Source organism: Paraburkholderia sp. Tr-20389 (assembly GCF_017104565.1).
In the GTDB taxonomy this organism is placed as follows: Bacteria; Pseudomonadota; Gammaproteobacteria; order Burkholderiales; family Burkholderiaceae; genus Paraburkholderia.
Genome location: NZ_JAAGPD010000047.1, coordinates 24,931 through 47,763, shown reverse-complemented (window position 1 = coordinate 47,763; position 22,833 = coordinate 24,931). Strand labels below are relative to the sequence as shown.

Annotated in this window: 20 protein-coding genes; 18 read left to right on the top strand and 2 right to left on the bottom strand. The window is 65.0% G+C overall.

The window, feature by feature from the left end; genetic code table 11:
• The first annotated feature begins 35 nt into the window (after nt 1–35).
• From G3N95_RS32820 to G3N95_RS32760, 13 genes are all read left to right on the top strand, one after another.
• On the top strand, nt 36–3,761 hold the full coding sequence (locus G3N95_RS32820; RefSeq protein ID WP_205974262.1) for a nitrate reductase subunit alpha: 3,726 nt from the start codon (nt 36–38) through the stop codon (nt 3,759–3,761).
• Nucleotides 3,758–5,311 carry a nitrate reductase subunit beta gene (narH, locus tag G3N95_RS32815; protein ID WP_205974261.1) on the top strand — a complete coding sequence of 518 codons (1,554 nt, stop codon included), beginning with the start codon at nt 3,758–3,760 and terminating at the stop codon, nt 5,309–5,311. The genes G3N95_RS32820 and narH overlap by 4 nt, the downstream gene beginning before the upstream one ends.
• 26 nt (nt 5,312–5,337) lie before the next feature.
• On the top strand, nt 5,338–6,012 hold the full coding sequence (narJ, locus tag G3N95_RS32810; RefSeq protein WP_205974260.1) for a nitrate reductase molybdenum cofactor assembly chaperone: 675 nt from the start codon (nt 5,338–5,340) through the stop codon (nt 6,010–6,012).
• Nucleotide 6,013: 1 nt separating this feature from the next.
• Nucleotides 6,014–6,697, top strand: a complete 684-nt coding sequence (gene narI, locus G3N95_RS32805; RefSeq protein ID WP_205974259.1) for a respiratory nitrate reductase subunit gamma — start codon at nt 6,014–6,016, stop codon at nt 6,695–6,697.
• A 105-nt stretch (nt 6,698–6,802) separates the two neighbouring features.
• Nucleotides 6,803–7,342: a molybdopterin-guanine dinucleotide biosynthesis protein B gene (gene mobB / locus G3N95_RS32800; protein WP_205974299.1), complete on the top strand. Its 540-nt coding sequence runs from the start codon at nt 6,803–6,805 to the stop codon at nt 7,340–7,342.
• A gap of 15 nt (nt 7,343–7,357) precedes the next feature.
• Nucleotides 7,358–9,322 carry a type IV pili methyl-accepting chemotaxis transducer N-terminal domain-containing protein gene (locus tag G3N95_RS32795; protein ID WP_205974258.1) on the top strand — a complete coding sequence of 655 codons (1,965 nt, stop codon included), beginning with the start codon at nt 7,358–7,360 and terminating at the stop codon, nt 9,320–9,322.
• Nucleotides 9,323–9,353: 31 nt separating this feature from the next.
• Entirely contained in the window at nt 9,354–10,031 is a 678-nt protein-coding gene (locus tag G3N95_RS32790; RefSeq protein WP_205974257.1) for a response regulator, read from the top strand.
• Between the two features lie 23 nt (nt 10,032–10,054).
• Nucleotides 10,055–10,483, top strand: a complete 429-nt coding sequence (locus G3N95_RS32785; protein WP_205974256.1) for a helix-turn-helix domain-containing protein — start codon at nt 10,055–10,057, stop codon at nt 10,481–10,483.
• Nucleotides 10,484–10,540: 57 nt separating this feature from the next.
• Complete coding sequence (ubiM, locus tag G3N95_RS32780; protein WP_205974255.1) at nt 10,541–11,737, top strand: 5-demethoxyubiquinol-8 5-hydroxylase UbiM; 1,197 nt, start codon at nt 10,541–10,543, stop codon at nt 11,735–11,737.
• Between the two features lie 144 nt (nt 11,738–11,881).
• Nucleotides 11,882–13,330 carry an NAD-dependent succinate-semialdehyde dehydrogenase gene (locus G3N95_RS32775; RefSeq protein ID WP_205974254.1) on the top strand — a complete coding sequence of 483 codons (1,449 nt, stop codon included), beginning with the start codon at nt 11,882–11,884 and terminating at the stop codon, nt 13,328–13,330.
• 413 nt (nt 13,331–13,743) lie between these two features.
• On the top strand, nt 13,744–14,232 hold the full coding sequence (locus tag G3N95_RS32770; RefSeq protein ID WP_205974253.1) for a hypothetical protein: 489 nt from the start codon (nt 13,744–13,746) through the stop codon (nt 14,230–14,232).
• A gap of 36 nt (nt 14,233–14,268) precedes the next feature.
• Nucleotides 14,269–14,685: a DUF302 domain-containing protein gene (locus G3N95_RS32765; RefSeq protein WP_205974252.1), complete on the top strand. Its 417-nt coding sequence runs from the start codon at nt 14,269–14,271 to the stop codon at nt 14,683–14,685.
• A 160-nt stretch (nt 14,686–14,845) separates the two neighbouring features.
• On the top strand, nt 14,846–15,823 hold the full coding sequence (locus G3N95_RS32760; RefSeq protein WP_205974298.1) for a glycerophosphodiester phosphodiesterase family protein: 978 nt from the start codon (nt 14,846–14,848) through the stop codon (nt 15,821–15,823).
• Nucleotides 15,824–15,836: 13 nt separating this feature from the next.
• Here G3N95_RS32760 and G3N95_RS32755 read toward each other — a convergent pair whose 3' ends face one another.
• Nucleotides 15,837–16,169 carry a hypothetical protein gene (locus G3N95_RS32755; protein ID WP_241019082.1) on the bottom strand — a complete coding sequence of 111 codons (333 nt, stop codon included), beginning with the start codon at nt 16,167–16,169 and terminating at the stop codon, nt 15,837–15,839.
• Between the two features lie 124 nt (nt 16,170–16,293).
• Between G3N95_RS32755 and tehA the strand changes: the two genes are divergently transcribed.
• Nucleotides 16,294–17,382, top strand: a complete 1,089-nt coding sequence (tehA, locus tag G3N95_RS32750; protein ID WP_205974251.1) for a dicarboxylate transporter/tellurite-resistance protein TehA — start codon at nt 16,294–16,296, stop codon at nt 17,380–17,382.
• 65 nt (nt 17,383–17,447) lie between these two features.
• Here tehA and G3N95_RS32745 read toward each other — a convergent pair whose 3' ends face one another.
• Nucleotides 17,448–18,383, bottom strand: a complete 936-nt coding sequence (locus G3N95_RS32745) for a LysR family transcriptional regulator (protein WP_205974250.1) — start codon at nt 18,381–18,383, stop codon at nt 17,448–17,450.
• A gap of 164 nt (nt 18,384–18,547) precedes the next feature.
• Between G3N95_RS32745 and G3N95_RS32740 the strand changes: the two genes are divergently transcribed.
• From G3N95_RS32740 to G3N95_RS32725, 4 genes are read left to right on the top strand one after another with little or no spacing between them, the layout of a single operon-like run.
• A complete protein-coding gene (locus G3N95_RS32740) occupies nt 18,548–19,756 on the top strand; it encodes an amino acid aminotransferase (RefSeq protein WP_205974249.1) in 1,209 nt (402 codons plus the stop codon).
• A 22-nt stretch (nt 19,757–19,778) separates the two neighbouring features.
• The gene (locus tag G3N95_RS32735) at nt 19,779–20,561 is read left to right on the top strand and encodes a class II aldolase/adducin family protein (protein WP_205974248.1); all 783 of its coding nucleotides are present in this window, start codon (nt 19,779–19,781) and stop codon (nt 20,559–20,561) included.
• Between the two features lie 12 nt (nt 20,562–20,573).
• Complete coding sequence (locus G3N95_RS32730) at nt 20,574–21,557, top strand: 2-dehydropantoate 2-reductase (RefSeq protein ID WP_205974247.1); 984 nt, start codon at nt 20,574–20,576, stop codon at nt 21,555–21,557.
• Nucleotides 21,558–21,596: 39 nt separating this feature from the next.
• The gene (locus tag G3N95_RS32725; RefSeq protein ID WP_205974246.1) at nt 21,597–22,796 is read left to right on the top strand and encodes a cytochrome P450; all 1,200 of its coding nucleotides are present in this window, start codon (nt 21,597–21,599) and stop codon (nt 22,794–22,796) included.
• The last annotated feature ends 37 nt before the right edge of the window (nt 22,797–22,833 follow it).

Below are 22,833 nucleotides of genomic sequence, written 5' to 3'. Positions count from 1 at the left end.
TTGTCAGCGCGTGGCCGCGATGCCTGGAGAGCAGGATGAGTCATTTTCTGGACCGATTGAAGTTCATGTCGCGCACGAAGTCGACCTTTGCGGGTGGGCACGGCGCCGTCGTGAACGAGGATCGCAAATGGGAGGACGGCTATCGCAGCCGCTGGCAGCACGACAAGATCGTGCGCTCGACGCATGGCGTGAATTGCACGGGCTCCTGCTCGTGGAAGGTGTACGTCAAGAACGGCCTCATCACGTGGGAAACCCAGCAGACGGATTACCCGCGCACCCGCGCCGATCTGCCGAACCACGAGCCGCGTGGCTGTCCGCGCGGCGCGTCGTATAGCTGGTACGTGTATTCGGCGCAGCGCGTGAAGTATCCGTTGATACGCGGGCGGTTGATGGAGATGTGGCGCGAGGCGCGCAAGACGCTGGACCCTGTGGCTGCATGGGCATCGATCTGCGAAGACCCCGTCAAGGCGAAGCGCTACAAGAGCGTGCGCGGGCTCGGCGGCTTCGTGCGCGCGGACTGGGATACCGCAACGGAAATCGTCGCAGCCGCCAACGCCCATACGATCGGCAAGTACGGCCCCGATCGCGTGATCGGCTTTTCGCCGATCCCAGCCATGTCGATGGTGTCGTATGCAGCGGGGGCGCGCTATCTGAGCCTGATCGGCGGAGCATGCCTGTCGTTCTACGACTGGTATTGCGATCTGCCGCCCGCGTCGCCTCAGATCTGGGGCGAGCAGACCGACGTGCCGGAATCGGCCGACTGGTACAACTCCACCTACCTGATGGTGTGGGGCTCGAATGTGCCGCAGACCCGCACGCCCGATGCGCACTTCTACACCGAGGTGCGGTACAAGGGCACCAAGACCGTGGCGGTGTCATCGGACTTCGGCGAGATGGTGAAGTTCGGCGACATCTGGCTCGCGCCGAAGCAGGGCACGGACGCCGCGCTCGCGATGGCGATGGGGCACGTCGTGCTGAAGGAATTCCACGCGGCCGGCAAGTCGGCATACTTTCGCGACTATCTGAAGCAGTACACGGACATGCCGATGCTCGTCACGCTGCGCGAGCATGGCGGCACGTGGGTGCCCGACCAGTTTCTCCGCGCGTCGCAACTCGTCCGCAATCTCGACGAAGCCAACAATCCGCAGTGGAAGACACTCGTGATCGACGCGCACACGGGCAACGTGGTCGCGCCGAACGGCACGATCGGTTTCCGCTGGGGCGAAGGCGCTCATGACGACGGCGCAAAGCTCGGCCGCTGGAATCTCGAACTCAAGGACGGCGGCAGCGGCCGCGACATCGATCCACAACTGTCGCTGCTCTCCACGCACGACGACGTGGCCGAAGTCGGTTTTCCGTACTTCGGCGGCGAGCATGGCGAGTTGCTGTCGCGCCGCGTCCCCGTGAAGAAGATCGAACTGGCCGATGGCTCGCATGTGCTCGTCGCGACCGTCTACGACCTGCAGATGGCCAACTATGGCGTCGACCAGGGCCTGGGCGGTCCGAACGTCGCGGCATCGTTCGACGACGACGTGCCGTACACGCCCGCATGGCAGGAGAAGCACACGACGGTGCCGCGCCAGCGCGTGATCCAGGTGGCACGCGAGTTCGCGGACAATGCCGACCGGACGCACGGCAAGAGCATGGTCATCGTCGGCGCGGCGCTGAATCACTGGTATCACAACGACATGATCTACCGCGGCATCATCAACCTGCTGATGATGTGCGGTTGCGTCGGACAAAGCGGCGGCGGCTGGGCGCATTACGTGGGCCAGGAAAAGCTGCGTCCGCAGTTCGGCTGGGCGCCGCTCGCGTTCGCACTCGACTGGTCGCGCCCGCCGCGTCAGATGAACGGCACGTCGTTCTTCTATAACCACACGAGCCAGTGGCGTCACGAGAAAGTGGGCGTCGACGAGATTCTCGCGCCCACGGCGGACCTCGCGCGCTACGGCAAGCTGACGATGCTCGACCTCAACGCGAAGTCCGAGCGCATGGGCTGGCTGCCGTCCGCGCCGCAGCTCGGTGCGAATCCGCTCGATCTCGTCGATGCGGCAAAGCGCGCGGGCCGTCTGCCCATCGAGTACGTGACCGGTCAGTTGAAATCGGGCGAACTCGGCTTTGCTTGCGACGACCCGGACAATCCCGCGAACTTCCCGCGCAACATGTTCGTGTGGCGCTCGAACATACTCGGCAGCTCGGGCAAGGGCCACGAGTACTTCCTGAAGTATCTGCTCGGCACCCAGAACGCGCTGTTCGCCGACGAGGCCGATGCGATCCGTCCCACGGAAGTGAAGGTGCGCGAGGCAGCCGAAGGGAAGCTCGATCTGCTCACGGTGCTCGACTTCCGCATGAGCACGACTTGCCTGTATGCGGACATCGTGCTGCCGAGCGCGACGTTCTACGAAAAGGACGACCTCAATACCTCCGACATGCATCCGTTCATCCACCCGCTGTCGGAAGCCGTGCAGCCGTTGTGGGAGAGCCGCAGCGACTGGGAGATCTACAAGACGATCGCGAAGAAGTTTTCGGAAATCGGCGGCGCGCATCTCGGCACGCGCACCGATCTGGTCTGCACGCCGCTCATGCACGACACACCCGGCGAGCTTGGACAGCCGTTCGAGCCGATGGACTGGCGGCATGGCGAATGCGATCTGATTCCCGGCAAGACGGCGCCCGCGATGACGCTCGTCGAGCGCGACTATCGGCAGATCTACGACAAGTTCACGTCGGTGGGACCGCTGCTCGACAAACTCGGCAACGGCGGCAAGGGCATCAACTGGCAAACCGGCCACGAGGTGACCGAGCTTGCGCACCTGACGGGACGCAGCGATCGTCAGGGCGCGGGCGAGGGACGCCCGAAGCTCGAGACGGCGATCGACGCAGCGGAAATGATCCTGACGTTCGCTCCCGAAACGAATGGACAGGTCGCCGTGAAGGCCTGGGAAGCGCTGTCGAAGATCACGGGACGCGATCACTCGCATCTGGCGATGGGCCGCGAGCACGACAAGATCCGTTTCCGCGACGTGCAGGCGCAACCGCGCAAGATCATTTCGGCGCCGACGTGGTCGGGGCTCGAATCGGAAGAAGTCAGCTACAACGCGGGCTACACGAACGTTCACGAACTGATTCCGTGGCGAACACTGACAGGGCGTCAGCAGTTCTATCAGGACCACCGGTGGATGCTCGATTTCGGCGAAGGATCCTGCGTGTACAAGCCGGCCATCGACACGAAGACGATCGCGCCGATGCACGGCGCGAAGCCCAACGGCGAACACGAACTCGCCCTGAACTGGATCACGCCGCATCAGAAGTGGGGCATTCATTCGACCTACACCGACAACCTGCGCATGCTGACGCTCTCGCGCGGCGGCCCGCATGTGTGGGTGTCCGAGTCGGAGGCGAAGGAGGCGGGTATCCGCGACAACGACTGGGTAGAAGTGTTCAACGTGAACGGCACGCTCACGGCACGGGTCGTGGTCAGCCAGCGCGTGCCGCGCGGCATGTGCCTGATGTACCACGCGCAGGAAAAGATCATCAACGTGCCGGGCGCCGAAACGAGCGGCATGCGCGGCGGCATCCACAACTCGGTCACGCGCACGGTGCTCAAGCCGACGCACATGATCGGCGGATACGCGCAACAGGCATACGGGTTCAACTATTACGGCACCGTCGGCAGCAACCGCGACGAGTACGTGATCGTGCGCAAGATGAAAAAGGTCGACTGGCTTGAAGCGCCGCTGTCGGAAGGAGCAGCAACATGAAAATCCGCGCCCAGGTGGCAATGGTCCTCAATCTGGACAAGTGCATCGGCTGCCATACGTGTTCGGTGACGTGCAAGAACGTCTGGACGTCGCGCGACGGCGTCGAGTACGCATGGTTCAACAACGTCGAGACGAAGCCGGGCATCGGCTATCCGAAGGAATGGGAGAACCAGGAGAAATGGCAGGGCGGCTGGGTGCGCAATCCGAACGGACGCATCGAGCCGCGCCAGGGGCCGAAGCTGAAGGTGCTCGCGAATCTCTTCGCGAACCCGAACCTGCCCGCCATCGACGATTACTACGAGCCGTTCACGTTCGACTACGAGCATCTGCAGAAGGCGCCGCTGTCGCAGACACCGCCGACGGCGCGGCCCGTGTCGGTCATCACCGGCAAGAAGATGGACAAGATCCACTGGGGACCGAACTGGGAAGACGACCTCGGGGGCGAATTCGAGTCACGCAGCCGCGACCAGCTGTTCGAGAACGTGCAGAAGGAGATGTACTCGACTTTCGAGAACACCTTCATGATGTATCTGCCGCGTCTTTGCGAGCACTGCCTGAACCCTGCGTGCGTCGCGTCGTGTCCGTCGGGCTCCGTCTACAAGCGCGAGGACGACGGCATCGTGCTCGTCGATCAGGACAAGTGCCGCGGCTGGCGCATGTGCATCTCCGGCTGCCCGTACAAGAAGATGTACTTCAACTGGCAAAGCGGCAAGGCGGAGAAGTGCATCTTCTGTTATCCGCGTATCGAGGCGGGCCAGCCCACCGTGTGCTCGGAAACCTGCGTGGGACGCATCCGCTATCTCGGTGTGATGCTCTACGACGCTGACCGCATCGGCGAGGCGGCATCCGTCGAACAGAAGACGGATCTGTATCAGGCGCAACTGGACGTGTTTCTCGATCCGTCCGATCCCGCCGTGCAGGCCGAGGCGCTGCGCCAGGGGATCGCGCAGAGCTGGCTGGACGCAGCCGTGCGCTCGCCTGTCTACCGGATGGCCTGCGAGTGGAAGATCGCGTTCCCGCTGCATCCTGAATACCGGACGCTGCCGATGGTGTGGTATGTGCCGCCGCTTTCGCCCATCCAGTCGGCAGCGGACGCGGGCCATGTGGGCATGAACGGCGTGATTCCCGACGTGCAGAGCCTGCGCATCCCCGTGCGCTATCTCGCGAACCTGCTCACGGCGGGCGACGAAGCGCCCATCGTGTCGGCGCTGAGCCGCATGCTGACGATGCGCGCATACAAGCGGGCGCAAACAGTGCACGGCGTGGCCGACGATGCGCTGCTCGCGAGCGCAGGCTTGAGCGCCGCGCAGATCGAGGACATGTACAGGATCATGGCGCTCGCGAACTACGAGGACCGTTTCGTCGTGCCGTCGTCGCACAAGGAAATGGTCGAGGACAGCTTCAACGACAAGGGCAGTTGCGGCTTTTCGTTCGGCAACGGATGCTCGGGCGGGGTGTCGGACGGCTCGCTGTTCGGCAAGCGTGCCGAGGGCAGCGTCGTGTACGCGGCGATGCCGAAATCGCGCAAGAAAGCAGGAGTGAACGGATGACGACCCATCGACCCACGGAGCGTGCCATGACGCCTTATGCCATTCTTTCCGCTCTGCTCGATTATCCGCAGCAGGAATTGATCGACGCGTTGCCGGACATCGAGTCGGCGCTCGCGGCATGGCCCGACGCACGCCGCGAACTGACGCCCGTCCTCGCGGCGCTGAGCGGCCACTCACTGATCGAGTCGCAGGAATGCTATGTGGCGACCTTCGACCGCAACCGGTCGCATTCGCTGCATCTGTTCGAGCACGTGCACGGCGAAAGCCGCGAACGCGGTCAGGCGATGGTGGATCTGCTCGACGAGTACCGCAGCCACGGGTTCGACGTCGCGGCGAACGAACTGCCCGACTACGTGCCGCTCTTCCTCGAAGTGCTGGGCCTGCTCGACGCGGACCAGGCGCAGGCGCTGCTCGACGAGGCGATTCATGTGCTCGCGGCGGTGGGCGAGCGGCTCGCGCGCGCCGAGAGTCCGTATGCGGGCATCTTCGCGGTGCTGCGCCAGCTCTCGCGGGTGCAGCCGCAACCGCTGATGAAGCCGCCCGTCAGCGACATGGACGAGGCGCTCGAAGTGTTCGGTGTCGGACCCGATGGCGTCGAGCCGCTGCTCACGCCTTCCGCGACCCAGACCATCCGCTTTCACCCGCGCGGGACGGCGACGCCTCGGGACATGCCGCCCGCGCATCTGAGCAGAGGGGCGTGAGATGAATACGTTCAATCAGTTTCTGTTTGGCATCTATCCGTATATCGCCGCCGCCATTTTCCTGTTCGGCAGCCTGGCGCGCTTCGAGCGCGAGCAGTACAGCTGGAAGGCCGACAGCACGCAGCTGATTCACCGCGGCAATTTGCGGCTTGGCAATATCCTCTTCCACGTCGGCATACTCGGGTTGTTCTTCGGTCACCTGTTCGGCCTGCTGACGCCCGTCGCCGTGTGGGACTGGCTCGGCGTGCCGCATAGCGTAAAGCAGGCTGTCGCGATGGCGGCAGGCGGCGTGATGGGGACGATCTGTCTCGCGGGTCTGGCCATCCTGCTGCATCGTCGGCTCACGAACGCACGGCTGTCCGCCGTCACGAAGACGGGCGACAAGATCCTGCTGGTGTGGATTCTCATCACGCTGCTGCTCGGTCTTTCGACGATCGGCGAGTCGGCCGGTCACATGGACGGCGCGATGATGGTGCGGCTCATGACCTGGGCACAGCATCTGGTCACGTTCCGCGGCGATGCGGCGAGCTACGTGAGCGAGGCGCCGCTGATCTTCCGCTTCCATCTGTTCATGGGCATGACGCTGTTCGTGATTTTCCCGTTCACGCGTCTCGTGCATATCTGGAGCGGATTCGCGTCGCTCACGTATCTGACGCGCGCGTGGCAACTCGTGCGCAGCCGCTGACGGACCGATGATGGTCGACGATGATCGATGAACGGGCCGGCTGTCGGCGGCCCGGGTTTGCCGGGCGGCATGGGCCGCCCGGACTTTTTGAGGAGAATCGGTGCAATGACGCGTCTGTTTGGAATCGCCGGCCGCTCGGGGCAGGGCAAGACGACCTTGATCGAGGCCATGCTGCCGTGGTTCACGGCGCGCGGGCTGACCGTCAACGTCGTCAAACACAGTCATCATCCTGTCGAACTCGAGCCGCCGCGCAAGGATAGCGCCCGGTTTCGCGCGGCGGGCGCGGGCGAAGTGCTGATCGCGTCGCCGGCGCGCTACGCGATCGTGCGCGAACTGCGCGACGCGGCGGAACCCTCGCTCGACGCGCTGATCGCAAGGCTCTCGCCCGCCGACCTCACGCTGGTGGAAGGTTTCACGCAGGTCGACATGCCGAGACTCGAAGTCGTGCGTCCTTCGACGGGCGGCCAGCCGCTCTGCCTGACGCAATCGAGCATCATTGCGGTGGCGTCGGATTCGCCCTACGAGGCAACCGCCTGCAATCTGCCGTTGAACGATCCGGCACGGGTGGCGGAGTTTATCTGCAGGATGCTTGGCGTCAATACGGACACACATCAGACGGCGGACAATCGCGTCATCCTGTCCTGACACGATGTCCTCCGAATGTCTGCCATACCCGCCGGCTCCGCCGATCCTTCGCCTGACGCGCCGCCCGAGCCATCGCCTGGCCAGCGTCTCGCGACGCGCATCGTGGTGCTGTCGGCGGTGGCGCTCGCGCTGGTGCTGAGCATGATCGGCGGGACCTTGTGGCTGTCGTGGCAACTGGAAGGCGCGGGCGCCGCCATCAACGACGCGGGCAGTCTGCGCATGCGCGCCAATGCCATCGCCATCTCGCTGTTCGAAACGCGCGCCGGACATGCGTCGTCGTTGCGCGCGCAGATGGGCCAGCTCGACGGCACGCTCGCGCGTCTGCGCGAAGGCGATCCCGCACGGCCGCTGTTCCTGCCCGACGACCCGCAGATCCGCCGTCAGTTCCGGATCGTCGAAACGACCTGGCAAAATCAGCTCAAGCCTGCCGTGCAGCAGGATCTGCAAGCGGCATCCACGACACCTTCCGTCTACCTCGGTCAACTGACGCAGTTCGTCACGGCCGCCGATGCGCTCGTCAGCCTGATCGAACAGGAGAATGCACGCAAGACGGCGTGGCTGCGGCTGTCGCAACTGGCGGTGGCGGCGCTGTCGTGCATCGGCACGGTGGCGATCGTCTACATGCTGTATCTGTGGTTCGTGGTGCCCGTGCAGCGTCTGCAGGAAGGACTCTGGCGTATCGAGGCGCGGCAGTTCGACGCCCGTCTGCCCGTCGACACGCGCGATGAATTCGGTCACCTCGCCGCCGGCTTCAACCGCATGGCGGCCGAGTTGCAGGCGCTCTACCGCGAACTGGCGCAACGGGTCGATGCGAAGACGGCGGAGCTTGCTGCGCAGAACCGCGAGCTGGGCATGCTGTACGAGATGGCCGCCTTCCTGAACCGGCCCGACGAGGTCGACGCGTTGTGCCGGGGTTTTCTCACGCGCCTGATCTACCAGTTCGAAGCAGACGGCGGAACGGTCCGGCTGACCGCGCCCGATGACCGCAATCTTCACCTGGTCGTGTCAGAGGGACTTCCCGCCAATCTCGTTCGCGACGAGCGGTGCATGCCCGCCGAGCACTGCATCTGCGGGGAAGCGGCCAGCCGGGGTGTGTCGATCGTGCGGAACATGACGGATCGATCGGCGGCTTTCGACGCGGTGCAGGGTCACTGCGTGCGCGCGGGTTTCGTGGAGGTGGCCGCGTTCGGGATCACGTCGCAGGGAGAGGTGCTCGGGTCGTTCTCGCTGCATTTCCGCCGCGACCGGCCGACGCCGCCTTCGGAAGTCAAACTGCTGGAAACGCTCGGCAAACACCTCGGCACCGCGCTGAACAACCGGCGGCTCGCCGCACTGGCAAGACAACTCGCTGTTTCCGAGGAGCGCAATCTGGTTGCGCAGGGATTGCACGACAGCATCGCGCAGACGCTCAACTTCCTCAAGATGCAGGTGCATCTCCTCAAGCTCGCCGCGAGCGAAGGCAATCTCGCCGAGATCGACGAGATCGTGCCGCTGCTGGAGGGCGGCGTCGGCGAGAGCTACGACGACGTCCGCGAACTGCTGTCGAACTTCCGCACCCGGCTCGGCGAGGGCGAACTGAGGCGCGCCGTCGACGACACCGTGGCACGCTTTCGCACGCAGGCGGGCATTCCCGTGACGCTCGACTACCGCGAGGACGGCGGCGCACCATTGGCGCCCGACCAGCAACTGCAAGTCCTGTTCATCCTGCAGGAAGCGCTGTCGAACATTCGCAAGCACGCGCAGGCGCAACACGTGCGCGTTCTGATCGTCAATGCGCGGGCCTTCCGGCTGCTCGTCGAAGACGACGGCGAGGGCTATGTCCTCGACGATATCGACGCCGATGGTGAGTCGCATGTCGGCTTTCACATCATGCGCGAGCGGGCCGCGCGGATCGATGCGACCTTGCGTCTGGATGGCTCGCGGGGGCATGGCGCGCGCGTCGAACTGCTGGTGCCCGAGAAAGCGCGGCAGACAGCCTGACAGGACATCGACCCTTTCTGCTGAGACCTCCATGACCATCCGCATTCTGTTGATCGACGACCACACGCTGTTTCGTTCCGGCGTGCATGCACTGCTCCAGCGGCAGCCCGACTTCGAGGTGGTAGGGGAAGCACCCGACGGCGTCGAAGGCATCAAGCGCGCGAAGCAGTACCGGCCCGACGTGATCCTGCTCGATCTGAACATGCCGGGCTTGTCGGGGCTCGAAACCTTGCAGTTGCTCGTGCAGGATCTGCCGGATACGGCCATCGTCATGCTCACGGTATCCGAAGAGGTGGAAGAGTTGACTATCGCGATGCGCGACGGCGCGTGCGGTTATCTGCTGAAGAACATCGAGGCAGACGTGCTGGCGGCTGCTATCCGCAAGGCGGCTGCCGGCCAGCCTGTGATCGCCGACGATATGACCGCGAAGCTCGTCGCGCAGATGCGGCGCCCGCCGCCCGCTCCCGTGCGCAACGACGACACAGCGGAGTCGCTGACGATGCGCGAGCGCGACATCATGAGCGAACTCGCGCGCGGCGCCAGCAACAAGGACATTGCACGCACGCTCGATCTCGCCGAAAGCACGGTGAAGATCCATGTGCGCAACATCCTGCGCAAACTGAAGCTCACGAGCCGCGTGCAGGTTGCCATCTACGCGATGGAACGCGAGCCGCACGCCGGCACGACCGACCGTGTTCAGAAGACTTAAGACGTGCATCGAAGGTATCCGGCGTGAACGAACGCATACGCGAACTGGCGAAAACCGATTTCGAGCGGCTGTCCGAATTCAGATACCGGCTGCGATGCTTCGAGCGCTTCTCCGAACAGGCCGCACGCAACGAAGGCATCTCGGCGCTTCAGTATCAGTTGCTATTGCATCTGAAAGGGTTTCCGGGGCGCAACTGGGCGACCGTCGGCGAACTTGCCGAGCGGCTGCAGGCGCGTCATCACGCAACCGTCGCGCTCGTGTCGCGCTGCGAGGCGCTGGGGCTGGTGCGGCGACAGACCAACGACGAAGACCGTCGCAAGGTCGAAGTCCATCTGCTGCGGACGGGCAACGAGGTGCTGTCGACCCTCGCGCAAACGCATCGAGCCGAATTGCGAGCGCTGGAGCGCTGCTATCTGGCGTTGCTGCCGGCGATATCGATTCCCCCGCAATAGACAACCGTGCCGGCGTGCCGATGCGCATGCCGTGATTGTTCACACCATCATCGAAACATGGAAACAGACGTCACTATCGTCGGAGCCGGCCCCGCCGGCTTGTGCCTTGCGCGGTCGCTGAGCGGCCGCGGCCTCAAGATCGTCGTGATCGATCAGCAGCCGCTGCGCGAACTCGAAACCCCGGCCTTCGACGGGCGCGAAATCGCGCTGTCGCACAAGTCCGTCGCGATCATGAAGCGGCTCAGCCTGTGGCAGATCATCGGCGAGGACGCGCAGTCGCAACTCCGCGATGCGAAGATTTTCAACGGTTCATCGCCCGAGGCGCTCGAGATCGGTCACTCGCTGGGCATTCATGCCGAACTGGGCTGGCTGGTGCCCAATCATCTGATCCGGCAGGCCGCATGGAGGTCCGTGCAGCGGAGCATGGCCGATAACGGCGACATCACGGTGATGGCGGCGGAGAAAGTCAGCGGCGTGAAAACCGGGTCGACGTCCGGACGCGTGACACTGGAGAGCGGCAACAGCGTGGTTTCGCGTCTGGTCGTGGCCGCCGACAGCCGTTTCTCCGCCACCCGCCGCCAGATGGGCATCCCGGCCAACATGCACGATCACGGCAAATCGATGCTGGTTTGCCGCATGACGCACAGCGAGCCCCATCATCACGTCGCATGGGAATGGTTCGGCTTCGGCCAGACACTGGCCGTGCTGCCGATGAATGCGGAGCCGGACACGGGCGCGCATCGGTCGTCGATCGTCGTGACGTTGCCGGGCCGGGAAGCCGATGCGCTCGCGAACATGGCGCCGGACGAATTCAGCCGCAACATCGAGCGCCGGTTCGAACGGCGGCTGGGCAGCATGCATCTGGCGAGCACGCGCCACGTCTATCCGCTCGTTTCCGTCTACCCGAGGCGCTTCGTGGCGAGACGCTTCGCGACCGTCGGCGATGCGGCCGTCGGCATGCATCCTGTCACGGCGCACGGCTTCAACTTCGGGCTGATGGGCGTCGAGGCCTTATCGGGCGAGATCCTGGCGGCGCATCGCAACGGGCAGGACATCGCGCGCGAGGCCGTGCTCCAGCGCTACGAAGCGCGTCACCGTCGCGCCACTCGCCCGCTCTATCTGATGACCCGGCTGGTCACCGACATCTATACGAACTGCTCGCCGCCCGCCCGCATGGCGCGTTCGATCTTGCTGCACGCGGCGGAGCACTTCACGCCTTTTAAGAAGGGCATCGCGTTCGCGCTGTCGGGCTGAATCAAAGTAAGAAAATTCCCATTACCAGGTGAGAATTCCAGCAATCAGTTAACATCGACGCTCTCAGCATCTCCTTGCCGGGGCGCGCGCGGTGATCCCGCCCGTTTCCCGGCGTCTTCCCAATCCGGAACACAGGAAATCAGCATGGTCACCTCCAGCAGCTACAGCGATACCCGTCTGTTGATCAACAACGAGTGGTGCGACGCCGCCAGCGGCAAGACGCTCGACGTCGTCAATCCCGCGACGGGCAAGCCGATCGGCAAGGTCGCGCACGCGGGCAAGGCCGATCTGGACCGCGCGCTGGAAGCCGCGCAGAAGGGTTTCGAAGCGTGGCGCAAGGTGCCCGCCAACGAGCGCGCGACGACGATGCGCAAGGCCGCCGGCTTCGTGCGCGAGCGCGCCGATCACATCGCGCGCCTGATGACGCAGGAGCAGGGCAAGCCGTTTGCCGAAGCGCGCATCGAGGTGCTGTCGGCGGCGGACATCATCGAATGGTTCGCCGACGAAGGCCGTCGCGTGTATGGCCGCGTCGTGCCGTCGCGCAATCTGAATGCACAATCGCTCGTCATCAAGGAGCCGATCGGCCCCGTCGCCGCGTTCACGCCGTGGAATTTCCCGGTGAACCAGGTGGTCCGCAAGCTGAGCGCCGCGCTCGCAAGCGGCTGTTCCTTCCTGGTCAAGGCGCCGGAAGAGACGCCCGCATCGCCCGCACAACTGCTGCAGGCGTTCGTCGACGCGGGCGTGCCCGGTGGCACCGTCGGCCTCGTGTTCGGCGACCCCGCTGAAATTTCGAGCTATCTGATTCCGCATCCCGTGATCCGCAAGGTCACGTTCACGGGTTCGACGCCCGTCGGCAAGCAGCTCGCCGCGCTGGCCGGTTCGCACATGAAGCGCGCCACGATGGAACTCGGCGGCCACGCGCCCGTGATCGTCGCGGAAGACGCCGACGTCGCGCTCGCCGTCAAGGCAGCGGGCGGCGCGAAGTTCCGCAACGCAGGCCAGGTGTGCATCTCGCCGACGCGCTTCCTCGTGCACAACAGCATCCGCGAAGAATTCGCCGCGGCCCTCGTCAAGCACGCCGAAGGCCTGAAGGTCGGCGACGGCCTCGCCGAAGGCACGCAGCTCGGACCGCTCGCGAACGCGCGCCGTCTGACGGCGATGGCCAGCATCATCGACAACGCGCGCTCGACGGGCGCGAAGGTCGCGACAGGCGGCGAGCGCATCGGCTCGGAAGGCAACTTCTTCGCGCCGACCGTGCTGACGGACGTGCCGCTCGAAGCCGACGTGTTCAACAACGAGCCGTTTGGCCCGATTGCCGCGATTCGCGGCTTCGACAAGATCGAGGACGCCATCGCCGAAGCGAACCGTCTGCCGTTCGGCCTCGCTGGCTATGCATTCACGAAGTCGTTCCGCAACGTGCACCTGCTGTCGCAGAACCTCGAAGTCGGCATGCTGTGGATCAACCAGCCCGCTACGCCGACGCCGGAAATGCCGTTCGGCGGCGTGAAGGATTCGGGCTACGGCTCGGAAGGTGGACCGGAAGCGATGGAAGCGTATCTCGTGACGAAGGCCGTTACCGTGATGGCCGTTTAACGCTCGCTGCACGTCTGCGTAATTAGTAGACACGCCGCCCGCCGCCATGGCGGGCGGTTTTTTTTCGGCTTGCCGCGAGCTTGCGAAGAAGCGACTCGTCGGACGAAACGAAAGCTGTTGGTAAAACTCCCGATTGGTGGCGCTGTCTTGCGCTTCTAGCATGACGATCGATGCTGCGTGCTCACGCGGCGCTTTGCTCATACCGTTGCCGCGTTTTCAAACGCGGCGAAACGATCCCGTTCTACTACTCACCGTACTGCCCGCTGCATACCTGGCGCATGCAGCAACCCTCGGCTTTGCCCATGCCGCGCGCGTCGATAAGAACCACGAGAACAAACAGAACGCGCGGCACGCGAGCGCCGAACCCGTCACCGCGCCCGAGCGTCGTTCACCGCGTCACCTGGAGAGTTTCGATGATTTTTCATGCGTCCATTCCCACGCAAAACCCCGAGCGCGTCGCGCGCACCCTTGCCGAAGTGTGGGGCGGTTTCGCCGCGCCGTTTTCGCCTTTCGAAGGCGCATGGATGGCCGTCGCCGGCGACGATCGCGGCACGATCATCGAGACCTATCCGAGCAACATGACGCTCACGCCCGGCGACACACGCGAGCCGCTCGCATCGATGACGGGCTCGCGCGCGCAATACAGCGGCTTCCATATGGCTGTTGCGTCGCCGCTGTCGGCGGAGCAGGTGATCGCGATCGGCGAGCGCGAAGGCTGGCGAGCCGTGCGCTGCACGCGCGGCAACAACTTCTTCGACGTGATCGAGCTGTGGGTCGAAAACAGCACGCTGATCGAAGTGCTGACGCCCGAGATGCAGGCGCAGTACCTCGCCTTCGCGACGCCGGAGAACTTCCGGGCACTCGCCGCGCAAGCGTCCGCTTCTGTTGTTGCGACGCAATGACTACACTGCGGTGAATGCCCTCACCGGAGTTCCGCGATGACTGTCGCTGCACAATTTCCCGCGTCGGTTGCGACGTTCAGAAGCGAGCATGGCTTTTCGATCACGGTCGCGCGGCTGCGCGGCCTGCTCGCCGACAAGGGCATGACGATCTTCGTCGATATCGACCAGGCCGACGCCGCCGCGCAGGTCGGCATGACGCTGCGGCCGACGCGCCTGATCGTATTCGGCAATCCGAAGGGTGGCACGCCCGTCATGCACGCGAATGCATGCGCCGGGCTGCTGCTGCCGCTGAAGGCGCTCGTGTGGGAAGACGACGCGCGCGTCACATGGCTGGCGATCGACGACGTGACGGGCGCGCTGGTCGAAGGCTATGGGCTGGACGCGACGCTCGTCGAGCCGCTCGCGAAAGCGAAAGTCCTCGTGCAGATGGCGGCCTCGCGCGATCCCGCGTGATGCATCGTCGCCGCGCATCGATCTGCCCCGTACATTGACGAGTGTCATCGACGCTTGCGCATCCTGCGCGCAGGGCAGCGGGCGCGTCTACCATGACGCACTGCCATGCCGCCCACGCACGCGCGGCGCAAACCTTCACGCCATGACACTCATGCACGGGATGCGGACATCTGTATTGGTTGTTGCGGTATCGCTTCTTGCGGGGCTTCCCGCCTGTACGACTTCTCCCGCCGTGGCGCCGACCCACGCGAGCAGCGGCGCAACGCTGCCCGCGCTGATCGCCCATCGCGGGGGGACGGCCGACTATCCCGAGAACACCTTGCCCGCGATCGAAGGCGCGCTCGCGCACCGCGCCGACGTCATCTGGCTCACCGTTCAGTTGAGCCGGGACGGCGTGCCCGTGCTGTATCGTCCGAAGGACCTGTCCGCGTTGACCGATGCGAGCGGCCCCGTCGCTGACCGCACCGCTGCCGAACTGGCGCGTGTCAACGCGGGCTGGCAGTTCGAAGCGCCGCAAGCGCCGGGCGTCAAACCGTATCGAGCAAAGCCGGTCGGCATCCCGACACTCGAAGACGCGCTGCGGCTCATTCCGCGCAACCTGCCCGTCGTGCTCGACATGAAGGCGTTGCCTGCCGCGCCGCAGGCGGATGCGGTCGCACGCGTGCTCGATGCGCTGAACGCATGGCCGCGCGTCACGATCTATTCGACGGAAGCCGATTATCAGAGCGCGTTCGCACGGTATCCGCAGGCGCGTGTGTTCGAGTCGCGCGATGCGACGCGTCAGCGGCTTTTCGGCGTCGCGCTGACGGGGCAATGCGATGCCCCTCGCGCCGGCACGCGCGCCGGGTTCGAACTGGGCCGCAAGGTGGAACTGATCGAGCGCTTCACGCTTGGCGAAGGCCGCTCCACCTTCACGGCGCGGACGTGGACGCCGGCGTCCGTGCAGTGCTTTCGCCGCGCCGCGGATACCTGGCTGATCGCGTTCGCGGTCAACGATGAAGCCACCTATCGCGAGGCCGCGTGTCTTCGTATGGACGCCGTGCTCGTCGATTCGCCTGAGACGATGTCGCGCGTGCGCGCGAAGCTGCAATCGACCTCGCTCGACTGCACGCCGCAGACAGGCGACGACATGCGCTAAGCGACACGCGCGTTCAATGCTCGACGGAAGTCGCAGCAATCGCCACCGCGAGCAGCGCTTCGAGTTGTGAAGGACTCGCGAGGCCTGTAATCGAACCGACCTTGCGTCCGTTGCCGTCGTAGACCACGGTGAACGGCACCGCGCCGCGCGTATCGCCTTCGCGAAGCATCGTCGCGATTCCGCCCATGCCCGCGAGATAGAGCGGGTAGTGGATCCCGTAGTCATGCGCGAATGCGCGCACGGCGGCCGCTTCGTCGAGCGTTTCCGTCCGCCGCAAATGCTCGCGCGGCTCGAATTTCTGCTCGATCGGCTCATCGAGACGTGCTGTTCCATCCGGTGGCCGCAATGATCCGATCGAGCATCGTGTCGAGCCTTTGCGGCATTCGCGTGCACGGGTATCGCCCGTAAAGTTCGCTCCATCGGCGCATCGCATGCAGCACGGTCCGCGGCGCGCAACACGGGAGATTGACATGCAAGCGAAGACAAACGATCCGGTGATGCCTGCTTCATTCTTCGGTATTGCCGTTGGTTCACTGGCGCTCGCGAACGCCTGGCGCGTCGCGGCGCGCATCTGGCATGTGCCTGCTGGTGTCGTCGATACGCTGACGTTCGCGGCGCTCGCCGTGTGGGTCATCGTGCTCGCGGCCTATGCGCGCAAGTGGTACGTACAGCGCTCGCAAGCCCGAGCGGAATGGCAGCATCCGCTGCAATCGTCGTTCGTGGCGCTCGGGCCGGTGTCGAGCCTGCTCGCGGCCAACGCGCTGCTCAACTATTCGCATACGGCAGCGCTCGTGGTGTTCGCCATCGCTGCGGTGGCGCAGCTCGCGCTCGGCATGCATCTGCAAGGGCGTTTCTGGCAAGGTGGCCGCAACCCGGAACTGACGACGCCCGCAATCTACCTGCCCGCCGTCGCACCGAGCTTCGTCGCGGCGACAGCGGCGGCATCGTTCGGCTGGCCGCAGGTGGGGATGCTGTTTTTCGGCGCCGGGATGCTGTCATGGCTCGCGATCGAATCGGTGATCCTGCATCGGGCCGCCGTGCATAGCCCACTGCCGGAAGCGCAACGTCCGCTGCTCGGCATTCAGATCGCTCCGCCCGTGGTGGGCGGCGTCGCCTATATGAGCGTGACGCACGGCGCGCCGGACCTGTTCGCGTTTGCGCTGCTCGGCTACGGCATCTATCAGGCGCTGCTGATGATGCGCCTGCTGCCGTGGATTCGCCGTCAGCCGTTCGCGCCGTCTTACTGGGCGTTCACGTTCGGCGCCGCTGCACTGCCGACGCTCGCGATGCGGATGGTCGAGCGCGGTGCAGCAGGCGAGATTGAATGGCTTGCTGTCGCGTTGTTCATTGCAGCGAATGTCGTGATCGGCCTGATCGCGTGGAAGACGGTACGGGCATGGATCGGCGGGCGGTTGTTGCCGAAGGTCGATGTGCCGCAAGCCGGGGCACAAGAGGTGGCGCAAGCGGCGATTCAGGCGACGGTGCATGCGCGGCGTACCGCACGTATCGTGCGGCTCGTGAAGCAGGCCGCCGGTGTGAATCGCCGCAGTATTGCCTGACCACGCTCACGCGGCCACTTGTTCAAACGAAAAGCGCTGTGCCCTCACCAGGCGCAGCGCTTTTTTCATTTCCCGCCCGAGGCGCCTTGCGTCTCGCGATCCCATGCTTTGAGGCTGACGCCGAGATATTCCGCGAAGCCATCGGCGGGCGGCGACAGTGAACGGTCGACGGGACGATAGATGCACACCTCGCGGATCGTCTCCGGCTCGACCACGCGCCGCATCGCGAGCCCGAACGTCTGCGCGAGCGGCTTCACATACGCGGGCGCCAGCGTGACGGCAAGTCCCTGCGCGGCGAGTCCGAATGCCGTCGTCACGTTGTCGACGACTTCGACGGGCGCAATGCGTGCATCCGACGGCTGGTCGGCCAGCATCTGCGCGACGCTCGCTTCGTGATCGCGGCCCGTCGCGATGATGGGCGTGCCGCGCAGATCCTGCCAGCGCAAGCGCCGCCGGCGGGCCAGCGGATGCTGTTCCGCGCACCACAGCACCCACGGGCTCCGGAAGATCGCTGTGCGCTGGACGCGGTCGCCCGTCGCGCGATCGGGACCGACGGCGAGATCGACGTCGCCGCTCGCCACGCGCTCCACGAGTTGCTCGACATCCGTATCGACGACGCGCACCACCACCTTCGGCTTCTCCTGCGCATAGCCCGCGATCGCATACGGAATCGCCGTGCTCGCGAGCACGAGCGGCGCGCCCACCCGCACGATGCCCGCTGCGCGATTGCGGATGTCGCTTGCCGTCTGCTCGGCCGCGCGCAGGTGACGCAGCACGGATTCCGCGGACGGGAGAAAATCGCGGCCTGCCGTGGAAAGACTCACACGCCGCGTCGTTCGATCGAACAGACGAAAGCCCAGTTCGCGCTCGAGTTCGGCCAGCAGTTGACTCACGGCGGACGAAGTCAGCCCGAGCCGTTCCGCAGCCGCGGCAATGCCGTTCTGGTCGACGATCGCGAGAAACGCCTCGAATTGGCGTATGGTGATGCGTGTGAGGGCCATCGGCGGATTCTAAAGCGAAACTTACGAATCAATCAAAATCGATTGATTGTGACAACGCGCGCTTTTCGACACACTGATGCGCACGCCGCGAGTCATGGTCTCGCAAGATGGCCTCACGACCTCTCGCAGAGAAACATCCAGCACACACAGACAGAGACACAACCATGTTCGAACACATTCCTGCCTATCCCGGCGACCCGATCCTGAGCCTCAACGAAGACTTCCAGCGCGATCCGCGCACGAACAAGGTCAATCTGAGCATCGGCATCTACTTCGACGAAAACGGCACACTGCCCGTGATGTCGTCGGTGCGCGAAGCCGAGGCCGCGGTCGTCGCGCAGGGCACGCCGCGCTCGTATCTGCCGATGTCGGGCCTGCCCGCCTATCGCGACGCCGCACAGGCGCTCGTGTTCGGCACGGAGAGCGCAGCACGCGCCGCGGGCCGCATCGCGACCGTGCAGACGGTGGGCGGTTCGGGCGCGCTGAAGGTCGGCGCGGACTTCCTGAAGCGCCACTTCGCGGGCTCGCAGGTGTGGCTCTCCGACCCGAGCTGGGAGAATCACCGCGTCGTGTTCGAAGCGGCGGGCCATACGGTCAACACGTATCCGTACTACGACGATGCAACGGGCGGCCTGCGCTTCGACGCGATGCGCGACACGATCGACGCGTTGCCCGAGCGCAGTATCGTGCTGTTGCATGCGTGCTGCCATAACCCGACGGGCGTCGATCTGACGAAGGAGCAGTGGCGCGAACTCGTGCCCGTGCTGCAGCGTCGCAAGCTGATCGCCTTCGTCGACATGGCGTATCAGGGCTTCGGCGACGGCCTCGAAGAAGATGCCGCATGCGTGCGCATGCTGGCCGATGCCGACGTGCCGATGATCGTCGCGAACTCGTTCTCGAAGAACTTCTCGCTGTACGGCGAGCGCTGCGGCGCGTTGAGCGTCGTGTGCAAGGACGCCGCGGAAGCGCAGCGCGTGCTGGGCCAGCTCACGTTCACGATCCGCGCGAACTACAGCAACCCGCCGATGCACGGCGCGCGGCTCGTTGCCGGCGTGCTCGGCGATGCGAAGCTGCGCGCGTCGTGGGACGACGAACTGCGCGTGATGCGCGAACGCATTCATGAAATGCGTCATGCGATTCACGAAGGCCTCGCGGGACGCGTCGATGAAGTGATGCGCGCGCGTTATATCGCGCAGGTCGGCATGTTCACCTACACGGGCTTGTCTGCCGACCAGGTCGAAACGCTGCGCGTCGAGCACGGCATCTATCTGCTGCGTTCGGGCCGCATGTGCGTCGCGGGTTTGAATCGCGGCAACGTCGGGTATGTCGCGTCGGCGATTGCCGCCGTCGCCGGACCCGGCGCGCGTCCGTAAGACGCCGATAAGGAGACACACCATGGAGATCATGGAGCGAGACGAACCGAACACGGCGACGATGCATCCCGACGAATGGCAGGCACGCGTTCAATTGGCCGCGTGCTATCGCGTCTTCGATATGCTGGGCTGGACCGAGCTGATCTACAACCACATCACGGTGCGCTTACCCGAAAGCGTGACGGGCGGAGCGAAGCAGTTCCTGATCAATCCATTCGGCCTGCATTACAGTGAAGTCACCGCGCGCAACCTGGTGAAGATCGATGCGCAAGGGCGCATCCTCGACGGTTCGACGTATCCCGTCAATCCCGCCGGCTTCACGGTGCACGCAGCGCTGCACGAAGGCATCCCCGATGCGCATTGCGTGATGCACACGCATACGACGGCGGGGGTCGCCGTCGCGTGTTCGGAAGACGGTCTGCAGCAGACCAACTTCTACAGCGCGCAGTTGCACGAACGCATTGCGTATCACGACTTCGAAGGCATCACGATCCATGCCGAAGAAGGGCCGCGGCTCGTGGCGCACATCGGCGACCGGCAAGCGGTGATATTGCGCAATCACGGCCTGCTTGCGTGGGGCAAGACACTGCCGCAAGCGTTCGCGTTTCTGTGGACGCTGAACCGCGCTTGCGAAATTCAGGTCGCGACGTTCGCGATGGGACGCGCGCGGCCCGTGCCGGAAGCGATCGCCGCACAGTGTTCGCGCGATGCGCTGCAATTCGACACGCGTTACGGTGCGGGTCAGGACGTTTTCGATGCGCTGGTGCGCAAGGTCGATACGATCGACGCGAGCTACAAGAACTAAGGAACAACAACGATGAAGGTATGCATTTACGGCGCGGGTGCGATCGGCGGATGGATGGGCGTGAAGCTCGCGCAGGCGGGCTGCGAGGTGAGCGTGGTGGCGCGCGGCGCGACGCTCGATGCATTGCGCACACACGGTCTGCGCCTCGTCGAGAACGGCGAGATGCACACGGTCGCCGTGCAGGCGAGCGATAACCCGGCCGCGCTCGGCGCGCAGGATCTCGTGATCGTCGCGGTGAAGGCACCGGGCATGACCGCCGTCGCGCAGCATATCGCGCCGCTGCTGGACGCGAATACGGTGGTCCTGACGGCGATGAACGGCGTGCCGTGGTGGTTCTGCGCGGGCTTGCAGGGTGAATTCGCGGGCGCGCGTCTCGCTTCCGTCGATCCCGACGGTTCGATCGCCGCCGCGATTCCCGCCGAACGCACGCTTGGATGCGTCGTGCATGCAAGCTGCCGCGTCGATGCGCCCGGCGTCGTCGCGCATCATCAGGGGCGTGGGCTGATCGTCGGCGAAGCGACGGGGCGCGCGAGCGAACGCGTGGCGTCGCTCGTCGAACTGCTGCGCAAGGCGGGCTTCGACGCCACGGCATCCGGCCAGATCCAGCGCGACGTCTGGTACAAGCTGTGGGGCAACATGACGATGAACCCGATGAGCGCGATCACGGGCGCGACCACGGACAAGATCCTCAACGACCCGCTCGCACGCGACTTCGTCACGCGGGTGATGCTCGAAGCGAAAGCGATCGGCGCGCGCTTCGGCATTCCCATCGAGCAGGCGCCGGAAGATCGCCACGCCGTCACGCTCAAGCTCGGCGCGATGCGTACGTCGATGTTGCAGGACGTGGAGGCCGGCAAGGCCGTCGAACTCGATGCGCTGGTCGGCGCCGTGTGCGAACTCGGCAAGCTCACGGGCGTCGACACGCCGTATGCGAACGCGCTGTTCGGGCTCGCTCGTCTGCACGCTCAGGTACGTGGGCTGTATCCTCTCGGCTGACATCGAACGTTTAACCATTTCCAGCCCACGCAACACAGCATGAAATTCACCGATCTCTCGTCCCCAGCGTACTTCGACGATCCTTATCCGTTCTACGAAGGCATCCGCGGCGCGGGCGCCTTCGTGCCGCTCGCGCCCAGCATCTTCCTGACGGGCCGCCATGCCGTGATCGATGCCTTGCTGCCCGATCGCCGCATGGGCAAGACCTACATGCCCAGCGTGGTCGCGCGCTACGGCGAGACGGCGCGCGAGCAGCCCGTGTTTCAGGCGCTCGAACGCACGTTCCTGATGATGAATCCGCCCGCGCACACGCGTCTGCGCGCGCTGCTGATGAAGGCGTTCAATGCGCGGCAGATCGAAACGCTGCGCACGATCGCCGAGCAAACGACGGACAGCCTGATCGACGCGATGCAAGGCAAGCGCGAAGTGGATCTCGTGAGCGAGTTCGCGATGCCGCTGCCGTTGCAGATCATCTGCCGCCTGCTCGATGTGCCCGTCGAGGAAGGCGAGCGTTTCGGCGAAGCGGCCAGCCTGCTGGTGTCGGCCTTCGACCTGGCGCCGTTGTCGCCCGAGGCGCTCGCGCGCGCGAACCAGGCGGCGCTCGACCTCGAACAGTATTTCCGCGCGGTGATCGCGGAGCGCCGTGCCGCGCCAGGCCACGACATCGTGTCGTCGCTGATCCAGGCGGAAGAGGGCGGCGAGCGGCTGTCGGAAGATGAAATCGTGTCGAACGCGATCCTGCTGTTCGTCGCGGGACACGAGACGACGTCGAACATGCTCGGCAACGCGCTGATCGCGTTGCATCGCCATCCGGCCCAGCTTGAGCGGCTGAAGAACGACCTGTCGCTCGTGCCGCAGGCGGTGGCCGAATGCGCACGCTACGACACGGCCGTGCAGATGGTCGTGCGCACGGCGTTCGACGATATCGACGTAGGCGGACAGACCCTGCCGCGCGGCTCGATCGTCTTCATGCTGCTCGGCTCGGCCAATCGCGACCCGGAGCGTTTCGACGCGGCGGATACGCTCGATATCGGCCGCGAGGCGTCAGGCCATCTGTTGACGTTCGGCGCGGGTATTCACTATTGCCTTGGCGCGCGTCTCGCGATGATGGAACTCGAAATCGCGCTGCGCAAGCTGATGACGCGCGTGCCGCAACTGCGGCTCACGAATCTCGATGCGTTGCAGTGGCGCCGGCGGAACAATCTGCGCGGCGTCGAGACGCTGATCGCCGCTTTGTGATCTGACCGCTGGCGAGACGGGCGTGTCGCGTCGTAAA